The organism is Methylomonas aurea, assembly GCF_024505045.1.
Taxonomy (GTDB): Bacteria; Pseudomonadota; Gammaproteobacteria; order Methylococcales; family Methylomonadaceae; genus Methylomonas; species Methylomonas aurea.
In genome coordinates, this window is record NZ_JANIBM010000008.1 from 82,675 (window position 1) to 102,591 (window position 19,917).

The 19,917-nt window shown below is 57.1% G+C and carries 14 protein-coding genes; 6 read left to right on the forward strand and 8 right to left on the reverse strand.

Annotated features, from left to right (window positions below):
• The first annotated feature begins 3 nt into the window (after nt 1–3).
• Both rseP and dsbC read left to right on the forward strand, forming a co-directional pair.
• On the forward strand, nt 4–1,368 hold the full coding sequence (gene rseP / locus NP603_RS09215) for an RIP metalloprotease RseP (protein ID WP_256610579.1): 1,365 nt from the start codon (nt 4–6) through the stop codon (nt 1,366–1,368).
• Nucleotides 1,369–1,433: 65 nt separating this feature from the next.
• Complete coding sequence (gene dsbC / locus NP603_RS09220; RefSeq protein ID WP_256610580.1) at nt 1,434–2,141, forward strand: bifunctional protein-disulfide isomerase/oxidoreductase DsbC; 708 nt, start codon at nt 1,434–1,436, stop codon at nt 2,139–2,141.
• Nucleotides 2,142–2,181: 40 nt separating this feature from the next.
• Here dsbC and NP603_RS09225 read toward each other — a convergent pair whose 3' ends face one another.
• The 5 genes from NP603_RS09225 to NP603_RS09245 form a co-directional block, all read right to left on the reverse strand.
• The gene (locus NP603_RS09225; protein ID WP_256610581.1) at nt 2,182–2,775 is read right to left on the reverse strand and encodes an OmpA family protein; all 594 of its coding nucleotides are present in this window, start codon (nt 2,773–2,775) and stop codon (nt 2,182–2,184) included.
• A 14-nt stretch (nt 2,776–2,789) separates the two neighbouring features.
• Nucleotides 2,790–3,236, reverse strand: coding sequence for a FecR family protein (locus tag NP603_RS09230; RefSeq protein WP_256610582.1), 447 nt, complete (start codon nt 3,234–3,236; stop codon nt 2,790–2,792).
• Nucleotides 3,237–3,346: 110 nt separating this feature from the next.
• Nucleotides 3,347–5,635 (reverse strand): CHASE2 domain-containing protein, encoded by a 2,289-nt coding sequence (locus tag NP603_RS09235; protein WP_256610583.1) that lies wholly within the window; start codon nt 5,633–5,635, stop codon nt 3,347–3,349.
• A 247-nt stretch (nt 5,636–5,882) separates the two neighbouring features.
• Nucleotides 5,883–8,483, reverse strand: a complete 2,601-nt coding sequence (mutS, locus tag NP603_RS09240; RefSeq protein ID WP_256610584.1) for a DNA mismatch repair protein MutS — start codon at nt 8,481–8,483, stop codon at nt 5,883–5,885.
• 210 nt (nt 8,484–8,693) lie between these two features.
• Nucleotides 8,694–9,569: a LysR substrate-binding domain-containing protein gene (locus NP603_RS09245; RefSeq protein ID WP_256610585.1), complete on the reverse strand. Its 876-nt coding sequence runs from the start codon at nt 9,567–9,569 to the stop codon at nt 8,694–8,696.
• A 395-nt stretch (nt 9,570–9,964) separates the two neighbouring features.
• On the opposite strand from NP603_RS09245, the gene katG reads away from it, so the two are divergent.
• Nucleotides 9,965–12,187 (forward strand): catalase/peroxidase HPI, encoded by a 2,223-nt coding sequence (katG, locus tag NP603_RS09250; RefSeq protein WP_256610586.1) that lies wholly within the window; start codon nt 9,965–9,967, stop codon nt 12,185–12,187.
• Between the two features lie 268 nt (nt 12,188–12,455).
• Here katG and NP603_RS09255 read toward each other — a convergent pair whose 3' ends face one another.
• The gene (locus tag NP603_RS09255) at nt 12,456–13,589 is read right to left on the reverse strand and encodes a helix-turn-helix transcriptional regulator (protein WP_256610587.1); all 1,134 of its coding nucleotides are present in this window, start codon (nt 13,587–13,589) and stop codon (nt 12,456–12,458) included.
• A gap of 525 nt (nt 13,590–14,114) precedes the next feature.
• On the opposite strand from NP603_RS09255, the gene NP603_RS09260 reads away from it, so the two are divergent.
• Nucleotides 14,115–15,758 (forward strand): AAA family ATPase, encoded by a 1,644-nt coding sequence (locus NP603_RS09260; protein ID WP_256610588.1) that lies wholly within the window; start codon nt 14,115–14,117, stop codon nt 15,756–15,758.
• Here the strand turns inward: NP603_RS09260 and NP603_RS09265 are convergent.
• Both NP603_RS09265 and NP603_RS09270 read right to left on the reverse strand, forming a co-directional pair.
• On the reverse strand, nt 15,755–16,147 hold the full coding sequence (locus tag NP603_RS09265; RefSeq protein ID WP_256610589.1) for a hypothetical protein: 393 nt from the start codon (nt 16,145–16,147) through the stop codon (nt 15,755–15,757). The genes NP603_RS09260 and NP603_RS09265 overlap by 4 nt on opposite strands.
• Before the next feature lie 3 nt (nt 16,148–16,150).
• Nucleotides 16,151–18,691 (reverse strand): ATP-binding protein, encoded by a 2,541-nt coding sequence (locus NP603_RS09270; protein WP_256610591.1) that lies wholly within the window; start codon nt 18,689–18,691, stop codon nt 16,151–16,153.
• A 571-nt stretch (nt 18,692–19,262) separates the two neighbouring features.
• Between NP603_RS09270 and NP603_RS09275 the strand changes: the two genes are divergently transcribed.
• The gene (locus NP603_RS09275) at nt 19,263–19,463 is read left to right on the forward strand and encodes a hypothetical protein (RefSeq protein WP_256610592.1); all 201 of its coding nucleotides are present in this window, start codon (nt 19,263–19,265) and stop codon (nt 19,461–19,463) included.
• A gap of 69 nt (nt 19,464–19,532) precedes the next feature.
• Nucleotides 19,533–19,748 (forward strand): hypothetical protein, encoded by a 216-nt coding sequence (locus NP603_RS09280; protein WP_256610593.1) that lies wholly within the window; start codon nt 19,533–19,535, stop codon nt 19,746–19,748.
• Nucleotides 19,749–19,917 lie beyond the last annotated feature (169 nt).

Below are 19,917 nucleotides of genomic sequence, written 5' to 3' on the forward strand. Positions count from 1 at the left end.
TAGATGGATACCTTGCATACCTTGTTTTATTTCATAGTCGCCATCGCGGTATTGGTGGCGTTTCATGAATTCGGCCATTTTTGGGTCGCGCGCAAGGTGGGGGTAAAAGTCATTCGGTTTTCGATCGGCTTCGGCAGACCCTTGTTGGCTTGGCGAAAAAGCGCCGAAGATACCGAATTTGTGATCGCTGCGGTGCCGTTGGGCGGTTATGTGAAAATGGTCGACGAACGCGAGGAAGCCGTCAAAGAGGCCGATTTGCCGTACGCGTTCAACCGGCGGCCATTGTGGGCCAGGACCGCGGTAGTCGCGGCAGGCCCCCTGTTTAACCTTCTGCTGGCGGTGTTGCTGTTCTGGGCGGTACTGGTCATCGGCGAAGTGGGCCTAAGGCCACTGATCGGCGGCGTCGAGCCCGGATCGCTGGCCGAGCAAGCCGGTCTGGTCAAGGGCGACGAAATCGTCGCCGTCAACGACAAACTCACGCCGACCTGGATCGAAACCTTCGACGCGTTGCTCTCGGCGGCGATTGCCGGTGAACGCGAAATCAGTGTCACTACCAAATCTGCCGATGACAGTCGGCAAACTCGCATTCTGCGCTTGACCGACCAAGATGCCGAAACGCCGGAAGGACTGCACAAGCGGTTGGGGCTGAAGCCTTGGTCGCCGAAGATCAAACCGGTCGTCGGCAAATTGATGGAAGACGGCGTGGCCAAACAGGCCGGTTTACAGAGCGGCGATCTGCTGGTCAGCGCCGACGGCGTCGAAATCGACGAATGGCAACAATGGGTCGATTATGTGCAGGCCCGGCCGGAAATCGCCATTAACCTGACCATAGAACGAAACGGCGTCCGCTCGGTATTAACCCTGACACCGCGCAAGGAGCAGCAAAAGGATGGCAAAAGCATAGGCAAGATCGGTGCCGGTGTTGAAACACCCAAGGATCTGTTGGATTCGCTGTTGGTCGAGCACTCGTTGTCGCCGCTCGACGCCGTCCCGGCGGCTTTCGAAAGAACCTGGTTCTATGCCGTCAATACATTGAAAATGATGGGAAAAATGGTGGTAGGTTCTGCCTCGGTGGAAAATCTGAGCGGACCGATCAGTATTGCCCAGTATGCCGGACAATCGGCGGATATGGGGCTGACCGCCTTCCTGAAATTTCTCGGTTTGGTCAGCGTCAGTCTCGGCGTGTTGAATCTTTTGCCGGTGCCGGTATTGGACGGCGGCCATCTATTGTTTTTTGCCGTGGAGGCGGTGAAAGGCAGTCCGGTGCCCGAGAAATTGCAGATGTATTTTCAACAGGTGGGTATGGTGTTGTTGATGTTGTTGATGGCCTTGGCCATGTTTCTCGATATCGACCGCCTATTTCAATAACGCTGAACGAATCCGCTCGATCCGAGTCCGAATCGCTCTCCCTGACAAACTTCCATGGTACTAGCATGAAAAAAATCTCACACCTACTCGCTTTGTCTGCCGCGATTTTGTGCGGTCAGGCGATTGCTGACGAAGCTGCGATCAAAAAAGCGATCGGCAATTTTATGCCGGAAGGTAAAATCGATGCGGTGAAACCCTCCGAAATTCCCGGACTGTATGAAGTGACGTCGGGCGGCAATATTTTTTATGCTTCGGAAGACGGTAGATACTTGGTGCAAGGCCAATTATTCGACGTCCAAGCCAAGAAAAATATTACCGAAGCCAAACTTGCCGGTGCCCGTAAAGCTGAATTGGACAAACTCGGCGAACAGAAGATGATCATCTTCAAAGCGGAGAACCCTAAACATATGGTCTCGGTGTTTACCGACATCGATTGCGGTTATTGCCGTAAATTGCATTCGGAAATCGACCAATACTTGGCGCAAGGTATCACGGTGCGCTATATGTTTTTCCCCAGAGCCGGCAAAGGTTCCGATTCATACAAGAAAGCGGTTTCCGTGTGGTGCGCCGCGGACAGAAACAAGGCTCTGACAGCGGCCAAGAAAGGGGAAAGCTTGGATAGCAAAAGCTGCGAAAATCCGGTCGACGAACATATGGCTTTGGGTGAAGCGTTCGGCATGAACGGCACGCCTATGATCGTGACTCAAAAAGGCAATATCCTGCCGGGCTATGTGCCGGCCGCGCAATTAGCAAAAATTCTGGCCAGCGAATAATATCCGGGCGGTTCGGTTTGCAGCCGGACCGCCGCTTGTTTTATCGGATTGTGACTTCCACCCGACGGTTTTTCGGTTCCGAGGTTTCGTCGGGCGTTTTGATCAATTGATTCTTCTCGCCGTGCGAAGTCACGGTCACTTCCTTGACGTCGAGCTTGCTGGGATCGAACAAACTGCTGACTTCGACAGCGCGTTCGCGGGCCAGTTTTTCGTTCTTATCCGCGTTGCCGACCGTGTCGGTATGACCGATCACCGAGATGTCCGCTGCCGGATGTTTGCCTGCCGCTTCGACTATTTTCGGTATCAACGCAGCAGATTCCGGTGTCAGTTTGGCCCCGCCGGTCTCGAAATAGAGCAGGAATACCTCCGGACGCACCGGTTCCGAGGCCAAGGCCCTGCCGAAATCTTTTTCGATGCGTTGCTGTTCGACTTTAAACACCGCTTTGTCGTTGCTTAACGTAGCGCCGTAGCCGGCTGTTTCGACCAAGGTTTCGGCGCCGTCCCGGCTGCTGAAAGTCACCTTGCCGGTACTGCCGTCGTGGTCCTCCAACAACACCAGATAGGATTCGGCGCAGCCGCCCAACGCCAAGGCGGCAATGGTCAGAAATGTTTTTGATGTAGGCATTTTGGTCATGGCAAATACTCGGCTTATTCGGCAATTTTGACTAGAAAACGGGTTCCTCTGACCGCGATCACGCCGGTCGGGGTATTGAGCCTTACCGCTTCCGGCTTGAGTTTGGCGATGACACCGGAGATATATTGCAGGGTTCCGCTCAATAAGCTGGCGCTCAACTCCAGCCGGTCCTGTTCCGGCAAAAATTGGTATGCCTCGATTTTCAGTTCGGTATTCGGGCCGATGGACAGGACCGTATTGTCCTTCAACGTCAATCCTGCGGAACCGTTGGCATCGGTTTTGATGATGTCCCCGACACGCACTGCTGATCCGAGGCCCGCTTTTAACTTATTTCCCGCTCCAATGATTGCGGTTTCGTCAGTGGATGTCTTGATGTAACCGATTACATTGTCGTCCGCGAATGCGGCAGTGGAGAGCGTAAGGCCAATCCCCACGCATAACGGTAGCAGAAAACGTTTCATAAGAGCCTCGACAATCAATAAAGAAGGGTGGGTGATGCAGTCTCCGGCGGCGCGCTGAGGTATGCCGGCAAAGTATAGCCGCGATTGGCGTACTGCCCAGAACCCGAATTTTATTGGGTGGGCGCAACCGGTAGCTTGACGGCTAGCGGAAACTCTACCCAAAAAGTACTGCCTATTCCGGGGGTGCTGCTGACGCCGACGCGTCCGTCCATCAATTCAGCCAATTGTTTGGTGATGGCCAGGCCGATACCGGTGCCTTCGATCTCGCCACTCTCGGCGCCGAGGCGCTGAAAGGATTGGAACAGCAGTTTTTGCTCTTGTTCGGCCAAACCCGGGCCGGTATCGGTTACCGAAATGCGGACTCTATCGCTTTCGTTAAGTTGGGTTTGCAAATCGATGCGGCCGTTCGGGCTATTGTATTTGACGGCATTGGACAGGAAATTCAACAGAATCTGCCGGGCCCGTTTCGGATCCACTTTCAATAAAACCTCGGGATCCAGCGAATTTTGAACGGTCAAGTTAAGTCCTTTGCTGCGTGCCAGAGGTGAAATCAAGGCGGTACAGTCACCGATCAAAGCGGCTAGCGCCATACTCTGAATATTCATGGCGATTTTGCCCGATTCTATTTTGGCCAGATCGAGCAGTTCGTTGATCAAAGCCAGCAAATGCTGGCCCGCCTTGAGGATCTCTTCTACCGAATCCAGATGGCAAGGGTCCAGCGGATGCTCGGGATCGTTCATTTGCAGCAGTTGCGCAAAACCGATCACAGCGTTCAACGGCGTGCGCAACTCGTGGCTCATTTGCGAAAGGAACTGGCTTTTGGCGAGACTGACCTGCTCCGTACGGTTGATCAGTTCGCGCATCACGGCTTGTTCCTCCGTCTTCTGCATCAGCATTTTGGCCATCAGCATTCTCTCGCCGATATCGTTGATGCTGATCACCGCGCCGCTGGGCACGCCTTTAGCGGCCAGCAAGGGTGCAATTGCCAAATTGGCGGTAATCTGGTGTTGACCGGATACGGTCAGCCGGCAGTGGCTGTATTTCAACGGCACGTTTTCGGCTATGCTCCGCTGGATCAATTCCGCGATCGCGAAGGGTTTGTCATTGATTTCGAGGCTGAAAATCCGGTCGATATGAAGACTGCTGGAACTGGGAGGCCTATGGCCGACGATGTCGATTGCAGCCGCATTCATGTAGTCGACCACGCCGTCCGGAGTGGTCGTGATAACGCCGTCGGCAATTGCGTTCAGCGTGATAAATGCCCGTTTGCGCTCGGCGAACAAAGATTGGATCAACTTCTCGAATTGGCGCCAACTGCGCAGCGGGTAACTGAACCACAATACGCAAAGCGCTACCGACGGAGTGAACCAGTAATGGCTCAGGCGTAAAAGTAGCCAGCTTCCACCCAGAATGGCCGCGGACAGCGCCAATATAGCCAGCGGCAACCAGCGCGGCGAGAACCGGGTGCTCAGCCAAACCGACAAACCGGCGATCGCCAGACTCGCCCAAAATTGCCAAATCCCCGGCAACGGCTGCCACAGGGTTTGTTTCAACAAGCCGTCCAGGCCGGCGGCGATGAATTCGACCCCGGTCATCGGCCGGCCGCCGACCGCCAATGGCGCCGGCAATTCGCGTTCCAGGCCGCTTGCCGTCAGGCCGACCAGCACGTATTTGCCGTCGAACGCTCCGGCGGGAATTTTGCCGGACAACACGTCGGAGTAAGAAAGACGAGCGAAATCGGTGCTCGGATCGAAAAACGGCAGCCAGACTCGAAAGTCGCCGTTCAGTGCGCCGCGCCGGGCTTCAGTGCGCAAGCCTGGCAGCGCTGCCAGAAATTCAGGATGTTGTTGGGCGTAAAGTGCCAAAGGCATGGCCGGCCACAGCCTGTCGCCCAAGCCGACCTGCAACAGTATGCTGCGGCTGATCCCGTCCCTGTCGAGGTCGACGTTGGCGTGCCCCAGAGCGGCGTGCTTGGCGTAGTCGGGCAGCGGCAGGGTTTCCACCAGTGTCTGGCCGTTGTATTCCACCACCACCGGTAACACGACCGGCCGCGCCAACGCCAGGGCATGGGTCAGGCGGGCATCCGCTTCCGGGTGGTACTTGTCGGCTTCGGAAAAAATGAAGTCCAGCGCTATAGCACGGGGCTTGGAACGAGCCAAAATCTCAAGCAAGCGGGCGTGGATGTCTCTCGGCCAAGGCCAGCGGCCGAAATCCGCCAGGCTTTTTTGATCGACTTCGATGATCACGATTTCCGGAGAAGCCGGCGACGCCAGCAAAGGCAGTTGCAGGTCGTAGATCCAACGGTCGACGCGCCACAGCGCATCGCTTACGGTCAGTAATACCGTCGCTAGCGTCAGAATCGAGATCAATAAAGGTTTTTCGAAGCGGCATTTCGCCATGGGGTCCACACAATTAACAGCTATTCGCTAATTATAGTCGGCCCGCGTTTTGTCAACTATTTGATCCGGCGCTTAATGGGTTAATCGCTGGTGCTTACCAAGGCAAATTGCCTTACAGGCCGAAGTTGCACACCTATATCAAATCTCCATGACGCCCGACCAATAATGCCGCGGCGACTGATCGGCGCTCAGCCAGACTGTCCAGGGACCCGGCCGGCGCGGGACTCCATGCCAGGCTGACGCCGGTTTAGGTTTTGTAGTTTTTCATCAGGCCGGCCAAACGGTATAGAGTATCCAAAGCTTGTCTGGGGCTGAGTTGGTCAGGGTCGATCCCTTCCAACAATACCAGGGCCGGATGGCATTCCTGGCTGGTAAACAAATCGAATTGGTCGATTTCGCTGCGGTCCTGCTGTTCGATATAAGCCGTGTTTTCCAGTTGCGCCAGCTTGTGTTTGGCATTGGCGATCACCGCTTGCGGCACGCCGGCCAGTGCTGCGACCTGCAGGCCGTAGCTCTGGCTGGCCGGGCCGTCTTTCACCGCATGCAGAAATACGATCTTGTCGCCGTGTTCCATCGCATCCAAATGAATGTTATGGATGCCGGTTTGCTCTTCGGCCAGCGTGGTCAGTTCGAAATAATGCGTGGCGAACAGGGTGAAGGCTTTGACGTTGCGCGCCAGGTAATCGGCGCAGGCCCAGGCCAGCGACAGGCCGTCGAAAGTACTGGTGCCGCGGCCGATTTCGTCCATCAAAATCAGGCTGTTGGCGCTGGCGTTGTGCAGGATGTTGGCGGTTTCCGACATTTCCACCATGAAGGTGGAGCGGCCGCTGGCCAAGTCGTCGGAAGCGCCGATGCGGGTGAAAATTTTGTCGATCGGCCCGCAACTCAAAGATTGCGCCGGTACGTAGCAGCCGATGTGCGCCAGCAGCACGATCAACGCCGCTTGGCGCATGTAGGTCGATTTACCGCCCATGTTGGGGCCGGTGATGACCAGCATCCGCCGCTCGCCGGAAAAATCCAGGTCGTTGGCGACGAAGGGGATGCTGGACAATTGCTCGACCACCGGATGGCGGCCGGCGACGATGTGGATGCCGGGTTCCTGGGTCAACACCGGCTGGGTCCAGTTCAGGGTTTCGGCGCGTTCGGCAAAGTTGACCAGCACGTCGAGCTCTGCCAACGCGCTTGCACAATGTTGCAAATCCAGCAAAGCTTCGCTTAGCGTGCCCAGCAAGTCGTCGTATAAGGCTTTTTCGAAGGCCAGCGACTTTTCCCGCGCGCTGAGTACCTTGTCCTCGAACGATTTTAGCTCCGGCGTGATATAGCGTTCCGCGCCCTTCAGCGTTTGTTTGCGGGTGTAATGTACCGGCACCTTGTCAGCTTGGGCGTTGGAAATTTCGATGTAATAGCCGTGCACCCGGTTGTAATTGACCTTGAGATTAGCAATGCCGGTGGCGGCGCGTTCGCGCTGTTCCATGTCGATCAGGAACTGATCGGCGTTCTGGCTCAGGTTGCGCAGTTCGTCGAGTTCGGCGTTGAAGCCCGGCGCGATCACGCCGCCGTCGCGGATCAAGACCGGTGGATTGTCGATGATGGCGCGTTGCAGCAGATCGACCAATTCCGGATGTTCTTTAAGCTGTGCGCGCAAGGCTTCAAAATGAGGATTATCGCTGCCGGCCAGTTTTTGTTGCAGCTCAGGAAGCACCGCCAAGGTTAGGCGCAGGGTCAAAAGGTCGCGCGGTCTGGCCGATTTCAACGCAATCCGCGAGCTGATGCGCTCGATGTCGCCGACTTGACGCAGGCTGGTTTGCAGGTCCCGATACAACTCGTGGTCGATCAGGCTGGCGATGCAGGCGTAACGGCCGTTGACTACGGCCTGGTCGCGCAACGGCCGATGCAGCCAGCGCCGCAAACAGCGGCTGCCCATCGCGGTGGTGGTCTTGTCCAACACGCCGAGCAAAGTGTATTGCAGTTGGCCGCTGGGGTGGCTGTCCAACTCCAGATTGCGGCGGCTGGCGGCGTCCAGGCTGATGCTGTCGTCGGCATGTTCGACTGCAATGCCCTGAATATGCGGAAGAGCATTGAACTGGGTGTCGCGCACGTATTGCAACAGACAACCGGCCGCGCAAATCGCCGCCGGCAGCTGCTCGCAACCGAAGCCTTTCAGGTCGTGGCAATTGAATTGCTTGAGTATCAACTGTCGGCAACTGCCGAGCTCGAAATGCCAGGGCGGCCGTTTGCACAGGCCTTTGCGTTCCTTGATGGCGGTCGGCAAGGCCTGATCTTCGCTGAACAGCAATTCGGCCGGATTCAAGCGCTCGATTTCCGCCAGCAACTGGCTGTCGTTTTCCAGTTGTTGCAACACGAACTTGCCGCTGCTCAAATCCAGGCAGGCCAGCCCAATCGATTTGTCGAACCGGGCCAAGGCTAGCAACAGGTTATCCTTGCGATCTTCCAGCAGAGCCTCGTCGGTGACCGTGCCGGGCGTGACGATGCGCACCACCTTGCGCTCGACCGGTCCCTTGGATTTGGCGGGGTCGCCGATCTGCTCGCAAATAGCGATCGATTCGCCCTGTTTCAGCAAGCGGGCGATGTAATTTTCCGCGGCATGATACGGAATGCCGGCCATCGGAATCGGCGCCCCGGCCGATGCGCCGCGGGCGGTCAAGGTGATGTCCAGCAATTGCGCGGCGCGCTTGGCGTCGTCGTAAAACAGCTCGTAAAAATCGCCCATCCGATAAAACAACAATATCTCGGGATGCTGTGCCTTGATGCGCAGGTATTGCTGCATCATCGGCGTATGTTGCGGGGCCGGCTCCAGCCCGGATTGATGATTTTTTCGGTTATTCATTTATAAATCAGAGGTATGCGAGTTACTTATAAAGTTCGGTTTCGTTCCGCGCTGGCTTAGCCGGTCGAAATGGGGGGCGACCGTAGCTGACTCGGTCCGGCTATTCGGCATGACACGCCGGTTTCAGCGCTGGAGCCGCAGACCGCGAAACTGTATGCCGCCGTCTTCTCGGGGTAGTTGCGACATTGCCGGCCGGAGATGTTGTCCAGCTTAAGGCAGCGGTTTGTAAGCCAGCAGCTTAGCCATCGTTTCCAGTGTCGCGCCGCGCGGATGAGCTTTCAGCCAGACCAGCGCAATGGAACGGCTGGGCCGTTGGCGGATGTCGATGTAACGAATGTCTTTGTCTTCCGGTTGAATCGCGACGGACGGCATCAATGTGACGCCGACGCCGTTCTTGACCATAAAGCGCAGGGTTTCCAGACTCGAAGCCCGAAAATCGTGTTCGACGAAGCGCGCCGGATCGCATAACTTCAGCGCCTGGTCGCGCAGGCAATGGCCTTCGTCCAGCAACAGCAGATTTTCCCCGGCGGCCAGATTCAGATCGACTTCGTCCAGCGCGGCGAGCGAATGGTCGGCGGCAACCGCCAGCGTGAACGGGTCTTCGAATAGCAGCCGGTATTCCAGCGCTTCGTGTTCCACCGGCAAGGCCAGCAGGGCCGCGTCCAGCTTTTTGTCGATCAGCAACGCGATCAGCGTATGCGTCTTTTCTTCGACCAACTGCAATTTCAATTCCGGATAGTGTTGTTTGAGCCGAAACACGTATTCCGGCAGCACGTAACTGGCCAGCGACGGAAACGCGCCCAGCGATAGCTGATTGCGGTGCCGGGCGCTGGTATGGGCGGCAATTTGCCGAATCGAGCCGACGTCGTCAAGTATACGGCGGGCGATGGGCAGAATTTGCCGGCAGGTGTCGGTCACGGCCACATTATTTTTGTCGCGCAGAAACAGCTCCACACCGAGATAATCTTCCAGCTTTTTGATTTGGGTACTCAAGGTGGGCTGGCTTATCGCACAGTGTTCAGCCGCTTGGCTGAAGTTTCTGAATTCCGCTACCGCCAGCAGATAGCTCAAATCGCGCAAAGTCATCTCATCATGCCTACCGTTGGTTATAGGGTCCTGACAAACGCCGTCCGGCCCGGAATGATAACAGCTAACAGTCGTCGCCATTGACTCGGCCTATCGGCTTATCGATTGAATCAATTTCAAATTGCCGGCTCTATTCGCTTGAATATATTGGCCGGAGCGATTCAACAGCGGATCAGCAAGCCGCTGGCGATGCTTAAACGCAGTTCGGGCTTATGTTCCTGGATGTAAAAAAGATTCGGTAATGCTCAAGTGCCGGCAGTCAGCACCGCTACCTTTCAGTTCGACGCGAGGCAGCCAAGTTTGATCGGCCCATGGTTTAATCCGGGAGCGGCATCTAAACTGCAGAGGCGACGGTATGTTTTTGATTGAACAACAATAAGGAACAGAGGTGCACCATGAAAACCAAACAACTATTCCTGGCTTCCGCTTTGACGTTAGCCATTACTGCAGCGTTGCATAGCCAGCCGGCGTTTGCCGATATGCAAGCTACGACCAACAGCTTTTGGTGGCCGGAGCAACTGGATTTAAAACCGTTGCGCCAGAACTCGGCCGAGTCCAATCCGCTGGGCCAGGCCTTCAACTATGCCGAACAATTCAAAACCCTGGACCTGAAGGCGGTCAAGAAAGACATCGCCGGCGTATTGCACACCTCCCAGCCTTGGTGGCCGGCGGATTACGGCAATTACGGCCCGTTCTTCATCCGCATGGCTTGGCATAGCGCCGGCGTTTATCGCATCTTCGACGGGCGCGGCGGCGCCTCCGGCGGCCAACAGCGCTTCGAACCGCTCAACAGTTGGTCGGATAACGTCAACCTCGATAAAGCCCGCCGCTTGCTATGGCCGGTCAAACAAAAATACGGTGCCAAATTATCCTGGGCCGACTTGATGGTGTTGGCCGGTAACGTGGCGCTGGAAGACATGGGGTTCAAAACCCTCGGCTTTGCCGGCGGCCGCGCCGACGACTGGGAAGCCGAGAACGTCAATTGGGGCTGGGAGAAAAAATTTCTGGCCGACGAACGCCACGACGCCAATGGCGAACTGGCCAAACCCTTGGCCGCCGTGCAAATGGGCCTGATCTACGTCAATCCGGAAGGCCCGGGCGGCAACCCCGATCCGTTGGCCGCCGCCAAGCATATCCGTGAAGCCTTCGGCCGCATGGCGATGAACGACGAGGAAACCGTGGCGCTGATCGCCGGCGGCCATACCTTCGGCAAGGCCCACGGTGCGCATAAATCCGACGAATGCGTCGGCAAGGAACCGGCCGCCGCCGACATCGAACAGCAAGGCTTGGGCTGGGCCAACAAATGCGGCGCGGGTAATGGCGTGGATACGGTCAGCAGCGGCCTGGAAGGCGCCTGGTCGACCAACCCAACCCGCTGGACCCACGACTACCTGACTTGGCTGTACACCTTCGATTGGCAACAAAGCAAGAGTCCGGCCGGCGCCATCCAATGGATTCCCAAAGACGGCAAGGGCGACAACTTCGTGCCGGACGCCCACGATTCGACTAAGCGCCATCCGCCGATCATGTTCACTACTGACCTGGCGTTGAAAATGGACCCGGAGTACCAAAAGATCTCCAAGCGCTTTCTGGATAACCCCAAGGAATTCGAAGCCGCGTTCGCCCGCGCCTGGTTCAAGCTGACCCATCGCGACATGGGACCGAAGGCACGTTATGTCGGCGCCGAAGTGCCGGCCGAAGACTTTGTTTGGCAAGACCCGATCCCCAAAGTCGACCACAAGCTGATCGATAGTAAGGACGTCGTCAAGTTGAAATCGGCCATCCTGGCTTCGGATTTGACCATTCCTGATCTGGTCAGAACCGCCTGGGCATCCGCGGCGACCTTCCGCGGCACCGACATGCGCGGCGGCGCCAACGGCGCACGGATTCGGTTGGCGCCTCAAAAAGACTGGGAAGCCAACGACCCGGCCGAACTGGCCAAGGTGCTGACGCGCCTGGAAACCATTAAGAACGACTTTAACCGCAGTTTGAAAGGCGGTAAAAAAGTCTCGCTGGCCGACGTGATCGTGCTGGGCGGTTCGGCGGCGGTGGAAGAGGCCGCAAAAAAAGCCGGCGTCAAGCTGCAAGTACCTTTCAAACCGGGGCGAACGGATGCCTCGCAGGAACAAACCGACGTCCACTCGGCAGCGGTTCTGGAACCCAAAGCCGACGGCTTCCGCAACTACTTCGGCAAGGATAATGCGCTGTCGCCGGCAGAAATGCTGGTCGAACGCGCCAACTTCCTGACCCTGAGCGTACCGGAAATGACCGTACTGGTGGGTGGCATGCGCGCGTTGGACGCCAACGCCGGCCATAGTAAACACGGTGTATTCACCAGCCGGCCGGGCACGTTGACTAACGACTTCTTCGTGAATTTGCTCGATATGTCGACCCAATGGAGCAAATCGGCGACCGATGGCATCTACGAAGGCAAAGACCGGGCCACGAACCAAGCCAAATGGACCGCGACGCCGGTGGATTTGATTTTCGGTTCCCACTCCGAACTGCGGGCGGTGGCGGAAGTCTACGCCGCAGACGATGCCAAGGAAAAGTTTGTGCAGGATTTCGCCAAGGCCTGGGCCAAGGTGATGCAATTGGATCGTTTCGATCTGCGTTAAGCCAAGCCTTCACGACGCTCGACTCGACCGAAACCCGGTCAAGTCGAGTAACTTTGCCGGGTTAGGTGCGATCCAGTGTTTTGACTGCCGGTCCATTGTTGCCGATTTTTCGGTCAACCGATTTCCGACAAATCTTTTCAGAAATAGCGGTTCTAACGCCGCGAGCCCAAGCGCACCCTTTCAATCTCGCCAAGCCGAGGCAGACGCGCTAAGCATTGCGGCTCGACGCGTTAGAGTGGAACTGGCGCAGTGCCGGCGCAAAAACAGCTTATTGCGGCTCGGTGAAATCCAAAGCGTAACGGTCAGGTGACCTGAGTTGGCTCAAAAACTCCTGCAAGTTTTCCCGACTGGGTTCCAGGCCGAAGCGATCGTAAAGTTTGTTGACGTGATCGATTACCGTATTGCGGCTGATACCCAACCGCTTGGCGATGTCGGTCAATGAACGGTTTTCGACGAACTCCAGACAGACCTGCCGTTGCCGCAAAGGTAAATCCAGCGAACTGATCTGGCGCCAGAAGGCGATTCGGCGCGGAATATAACGTACGATGTCCATGCCGATTGTGCCGCCGTTGTTCTCGGTTGTCGACGATAACAGCCGACCGCGGAAACCGATACGTCCCCAAGCTGTAACCCACTCGAACGCCGGAGCTTGGGCCGGTTTGCCGCGCGCTATGCTTTGTAGGGAAGAGCAAATTCGGCGGATGTTGATTTCCACGCCCGGCGTATTGGCGTTGTGGTCGAGACGCCTGATTTTGGGATACCCGGTCAAAAAAAGCAGCTGTCGGCCTGGGTCATCGCTGTACAACAGCTTGCCTGCGTAATCGAAAACTGCGATGCCGCGCTCACCGATGCGCTGGAAATTGGATGCTTCGGGTTCGATGCAATTCGAGAAAAGCAGCGAAAGATGGGAGGCGAATTGCTCGTAGTCCAGGCGGTCGGCGTCATTAAAGGCATGCACGCTGGTTTGGCGATTCAGGCCGATGGAGCCGCGCACCAGACCGCCGGAGTCGCGGATCGGGATGCATATGCTGCATTCCCCGCCGACCGCATGCATGATCTCGCCGTAAAACGATGAGCGGTAATATCCCTGGTCATGCCGGCCGCCGACCACTGTCGCCCGTTCGCTCTGTTGATACCAATCAAGGGTTTTCCAGCCGGGGATGCCAAGCTGATCGAAAATTGACAAATAATTTTGCCAGATCGATGCATCGCCCGCGTCGCAGTAAAAGTTGCAGGGCCTTTGCTGGGCGTCGACCCAGACGAATTGGCCGTTGTCGCAGCCCATCCATCGACTCAACCCTTTCAGAAGATCGGGCATCACGGTTTCGCTGGCTAAGCCCAAACTGCACAATTGCTGCAAACTCGCCAATAAGGCATCGTCTCGTTTAGGCCGGTTCGTCATTGCGCTTTGGTTCCCGATGTCCGCATGGTCCATGTTCGGCCGCAACCCATTCTATCGGCCAATATCTAACGATTATAGGCGATCGTCCCACCAGGCGCACCGCCCAACCCGCCAATTCGATATCGGTTGTCTGGATGAGCGACCGATGCGGTTCAACTTATGGAATGTCCGTTATCAACGGTATCAAGCGGCTGCCGTTCGAACCGAGACCATAAATTACGCGAGCGGATTTTGTTTCGTTTGTTCGGTTGTTTGGCTGACTTGCGGAGATTGAACCCCGACATGTGGGGTGTCTGCCGGCGGCAACGAAACACTAACATGCACGATGTCTAACGATCGCACCATATCGGAGCCGCCGAAGATGGGCTGTCAAGTTTGAAAAAAGGGGAATAAGTGGCCGCCGCTATGAATTTTTATTACTCCAAACCACCGCTAACAAGGTTTACAGGAGGGGGGCCTCGGACCGAATCCTTGTATTGCCGCACAAAGCCCGTGCCGCTCAGGACCGGTTTGAGGGGGTAAGACATGGAGAAAGTTGATTTCGGTATCTATAGTCTCGATCGCGCCGCCGCTTGTCTGTTGAAACAAGGCACAATTGTGCCTTTGCCTCCCAAGGCGTTGGCCTTCCTCGCTTATTTGCTGGAACAACCCGGCCGGTTGGTAAGCAAACAAGAGTTGCTGGACAAGGTATGGGGCCACCGCTTTGTTACCGAAGGCGTTTTGAAGAATGCCGTGACGGTGCTCCGGCAAGCGCTGGGTGATGATGCCAAGACTCCGCGCTATATCGAAACCGTCCACAAGCTCGGTTACCGTTTCATTGCCGATACCGCGCCCGGCGGTCCCTTCCCGTCGCAGCCGGTGGCTGGAGCCGATACCGGCCGCGGCTGCGATATTCCCTTGGTCGGAAGGAACCAGCCGCTGGCGGAGCTGTGGCGAATTCTGGATAACCCCACAGACGGTCGACCCCGGTTGGCGTTCGTCAACGGCGAGGCCGGCGTAGGCAAGACAGCGGTAATCGAAACTTTCGTTGGTGTCGCCTCGTTACGTGCAGTCTGCGGCCGAGGATACTGCTTCGAACACTATGGTCCAAGCGAACCCTATCTGCCGGTATTGGAAGCACTGAACGATCTGCTGCGGCAGGAGGCCGATCGTTTGCTCGAGTTGATGCGCCAAGTCGCTCCGACCTGGCTAACGCAACTGCCTTGGTATCGAGAAAATGTTTGGCCGCATAGCCGGCAAGCACCGATGGTCGATTCTTCGGTGCGCATGCCCAGGGAGCTTGGCGAGTTTCTGGCTCGCGGCGCTCGGGAAAAACCTTTGATTTTGGTATTGGAAGATTTGCACTGGAGCGACCGCGCCACTTTGGATCTATTGGCTTATCTGGCTCGGCGCAGGCAGTCCGAACGCTGGATGATCGTCGCCGGTTGCCGTTCCGATGATGCGTTGCTGACCGGTCACGCCTCGATCGCCGTAAGGCGGGAATTGGCGATAAAAGGTTTATGCCTCGATTTGACTTTGCAGCCCTGGTCGGAGGCGGAGGTCAGACATTTTCTTGTGCGGCGTTTCCCCAATCGGCAAGTGCCCGATGTTTGGGTAAGCACCCTGTTGGAGAAAACCGGCGGTTTGCCCTACTTCCTGGTCAGTTTGGTCGATAACATGCCTGGTGAAATCATGGCGAACGACGCAAATCCGGAGGGATTTGGCGTCGCGCTTCCCGAGGGCATGGCGCTGTTGTTGGCACGGCAGTTCGAACGGCTGCCCGATAGCTATCGGCGAATACTGGAAGCCGCTAGCGCGCTTGGCATGTCATTCTCTGCCGATGCGGTGGCTGATGCGTTGGATGAGGGTAACGCCGAAGTCGAGGCATGTTTGGAGAACCTGGCGCGCCTGCGGCAGTTCGTGACGGCCGAGGAAGATTGGTCCGGGATGGCTTACCGCTTTCGATACGGCTTCCAGAGAGAATTCGTCTACGGCCGTTTGCCAAAGGCGCAGCGGCGGCAAACGCATGCCAGTCGCCGAAAAGGGAGCGTATCGACCCCGGCCGAACCCGGTAAGCCGGCTTCCGGGCCGGTTACGCCTTCGATAACGGCGAAATTCGCCCAGGCGCTGCCTAACATGCTCAGACCGCTACCGAACGCCAGGGTCGGTGCTTTCCAGGCGAGCGGTTAGCAATCGGCGAGGTCGGGCGGCCGTCCCGCGCCGCATGAAGGACTCGACGCAATATAGGCGCCTGTTCGAGCGAGTAGCGCACTGGCCTCCTGCAAGTCCGGCGTGGTCCAGCCTTCGCTGAACCCAGCAAGGCTGTCGCTCAGCAGTTTTCTGGCATCGTCCTTACGGCCGAGGTTTTTCCACAGTCTTGCCAAGCCTGTCGCCGTCCGTAACTCCAGAGCTTTGGCGCCCTGGCGGCCAGCGACGGCCAGAGCCTGGAGGAAAAAGGCCTCCGCCTCTAGCGGATTGGCATTGCCGGTTTGCATTAGCAACTCGCCTCTCAGGCGGTGGATTTCGGCTTCGTAGCGACGCTCGCCGTAAAGCTCGGTTTCGGCGAAGGCTGCGTCCAAAACTTACAAACCTTCTTCGATTCGCCCGGCTTGGCCATAGGCTTCGGCGAGGAGGGTCAGATAGCGCGGTGCGATCCATCGGGAGCCGGTCGCGCGCCAGGTTGCCAGTCCCTGTTGGATCCGCAGGATGCCTTCTTCGGCCTGCCCCAGCATCGCGCTTGCCCAGCCACGCATGATGGCGGCCATGGCCTGCCACAACAGGAAACCGTGTTCCTCGGCCAATCGCTCCAATGCTTCGCAACGTTCCAGTACGCTGCTGGGCTCTCTGCGGTCCACATGCCGCCAGGCCATTGCGCTCAGGGCGATGGCCAGACTGAAGGGATGGCCGAGGTTTTCGGCCAATGCCAGCGCATCGTCAAATACAGTCATCGCCTGTTCGGGAAAGCCTTTCAGCCAGAGAACCAGTCCCAGGCAATAGCGCGCACAGACCGCGGGATCTTGGGTATAGAGTCGAAACAACGCGCCGTGGCTGTTCGGCTCGTAAAGCGCCAGGCATTGCCGGGCATGGGCCAGGGCAAGATCGAGTTCGCCACGGTTCATGTGGGTGGTTCCCAGTGCAAAATGGGCGCCAATCAAGCCTGCCATATCACCGGCTTGTTCCGCTTCGGCCTGCATTTGGCGAGCGTAATCCAGGCTAAGATCGAGCTTGGAGCGCACGTAGTGGAAGGCCCAAACGCCCCATAGTACGCGTAGTAGGCGCGGCGTGTCCCCGAGCCGATCCACCGACTCCAGCGCCCGCCGGTAGATGACCTCGAGAGCGTCCACCCCGTAACCCTGGATGGCCTGCAGTATCATCGCGTAAAGAGTGTTCAGGTCCGTGCCGTAGCGGGCGTATTCGGGCGAACCGGTCAGTTTGTCTTCCAGCAAGGCCAGGCCGTGCCTCAGTAATTGTGCCGCCTCGTGCAGCGCATGCCGAGCCACGGCAGTGTTTGCGGCCAGTTGCAAGTATTTGACGGCCTTTTCCCAGTGCCGACCGCGTTCGAAGTGCAGGGCCAGCTCTGTGGCCAGTTCCTCGGGTCGCTTGCGGGATGACTCCAGCCACTCGCCGACATGGAAATGTAGGCCAGCCCGCTGTAGGGGCGATATATGCTGGTAGGCAAACTTCTGGTAGAAGGCGTGCCGAAAACCGTAGTGTCCCGGAATATCGGTGACCGGTTCGATGAAGTGTCTGGACCGCGCAAGGTTTTCGCAGCGCGTCTCGACTTCGACCCAGTCAAGCGCCAACGCCGTTGCCACCGTTTCCGCCGAAAAGGTCATGCCAACGACGCTGGCGGCTTGCAGAATAAGCCGGTAACCGTCCGACAGGCGGTCGAACTGGTATGCCAAAAGTTGTTGCATGCTCTCGGGCAACGCCGCAGTCTGTATCGCAACGTCTTCTTCTGGGGCCCGCCCGGCTTGAACGGTTTCGATCAACTGCATTAGGAAAAACGGCAGGCCGCCGGTTTTGCGGTGAAGTGCGCGTGCCCAGTTAGCGGCCCGATCGGGATCTTTCACATGTGTTGAGAGATATGCGCCGATGGCGGCTTCCGAGAGCGGCTCCAAGGGTATTTCCGTGCAAAGCCCTTGTATCTGCAAGTCTCTGAGGACGTGCTTGAGGTCGTGGTCGACGAGCATCACGTCCTCGGGCCGGTAACTGCCCAAGATCAACCAGCGTGCGATCTGCTTGCGGCGCGCCAGATAGGCCAAAAGATTCTGCGTAGCGTGGTCACTCCAGTGCAGGTCTTCCAAGACCAGGATCAGTGGCCGATCGGCCGCGCATCGATCTATTAGCTCGCCAAATTCCCTGAGCATGCGTAGCTGGCTGGCGCCGGCCAGTACCTGCTGCATCGCCATCGGCTCGGTTTGGTTCAAATACCAAGGTAACTGGGCTAGCCAAGTAGGGGCGACTTGACTCAGCAACTTGGATAGACGGGCTTCGTCTTGGCGCACCAGGTCGTTGAGCGCTTCCAGCACGGGGAGGTAAGGTTCGCTTTGGCCGTATTGCTCGATGCACTGGCCACGTCCCGTCAGGGCCGGAAGGGCAGACGATTGCAGGAAGGTCTCAATCAGCGCGGTCTTGCCTATACCCGGTTCGCCGGTAATGAAGGCCAATTGCGGCTGGCCGGCCAAAGCTTTTTTCGTCAGGTTTCCGAGTTCGGCCAGCGGTTTTTCCCGTCCGATCAGGCGGGACAGCCCGGCCAATATAGGAACGGCGGCCATCTTGGCCGATTCCGTAGCCGCGGTGGTGCCGGTGTTTACCGCGGCGATGAAGCGGTAGCCCAACCGGTGCACGGTCTCGATGTAGAGCGGATTTTTCGACTCGTCGTCCAGCGCTTGCCGGAGCGTGGCGATGGTGTTTTTCAAGACGCTCTGGCTGACGAAGCGGTGGCCCCAGACCGCGTCCAGCAATTCATCTTTGCCGACCAGACGGCCGCGATTTTCCACCAGATAGACCAGTGCGGCCATCGCCTTGGGTGGCAGCGCCACCCTATCGCCGTACTTCAGTAGCCGGGCGCCGGCCGGGTCGAGTTGGAAGTAGTCGAAAGCGAGCATCTGATTAGACATTTTCGGACTCTCCGATTAAGACGAATCCGCAACAATATGAAAAATAAACGACACTCCACCGTTTCCTGACGTCTTGTATCGTTGCGATTCCTGGACTATACCGGGTTCCGAGTTTGGAGCGGCGAAACAAAGGCAGCAACCCAAAAAACTGCCTGCGGAGCGTAGGGCGGAAACATGGGACGATTGGTGTTTATGATCTTAACCGGCATGGGATTGGAAATAGATTGCCAAACGTACTATTGACATTTTTAGCCGGTGAATTTGCATCGAGCTCCGTTGGAGTGGGGGCCGGTGCCGGCCGGGACAAAGTTATTTAACCTAAGGGACCGCTAAAAATTGCTTCGATTAACTCAGTGCGAACGGCAGCCCTTATAAATCAGAGCATTATCCGCCCGTGCTTCGACTAACTCGGCACGAACGGATAATTTTCAGAGGTTCCCTTGGGCGCGATTGTAACTTGGAACACTATAAAGCCATAGTCCGTCGCAGATTTCGATCATGCGAAGGGTGGCATCAGAGTCAACCCGGGGGCGCGGAGTCGGCTTTCGAATCTGGTTCTCATCAATCTTTCGTGACGCAAGGATTACAAGAAGCAATGTTGCCGCTATTTGGACCCGGCAAGCTTGCCGGTCGCCAGGCGGATGCCGTCCACGTCCGTTCCAAGAAAAAATCGGTCGCCGTTGACTGGCAAGCCGTTGAATCCGGCGCAAAATGCCAAAACGAGACCAAAACCAAACCGTTTCGTGACGATTTGTACCCGAAGCTTTTTTAAGCTGTATACCGTTTTCGGCCGTGTGCCGCGATTCTCGGAATTTTGAGACCAACTCTATCGGGAGATATCATGAAACGTCACATCCACCCTTTTTCCCGGTTTGCCATGGCCCTCGGCAAGGCATACGGTTCGGCCCATGCCGCCTGTCCGGACATCAGCCATCAGCAGCTTAGCCAAGTCCTGAATGACTCTGGTGCCGCCCCCGGCGGCCCCAACGGCTTTGAGCCTCCTTTGTGCAGCGGCGCTGAAGATACCATCAACGACCTGCTGACCGGTTGGAAATAAGGGTGGCCGATCAGATGGAACCAAATCCCTCATCGATACCGACGATTTGCTCACACGCGCTCTCCCCAGTTAGGGCGTTAGATAGCCAATGAGCAGGTTCCCTATTCATCTGCCGTGGCTGTGCATAACACGGGGACCATGCGCAGCAAAGTAACCGACGAATTCCCTC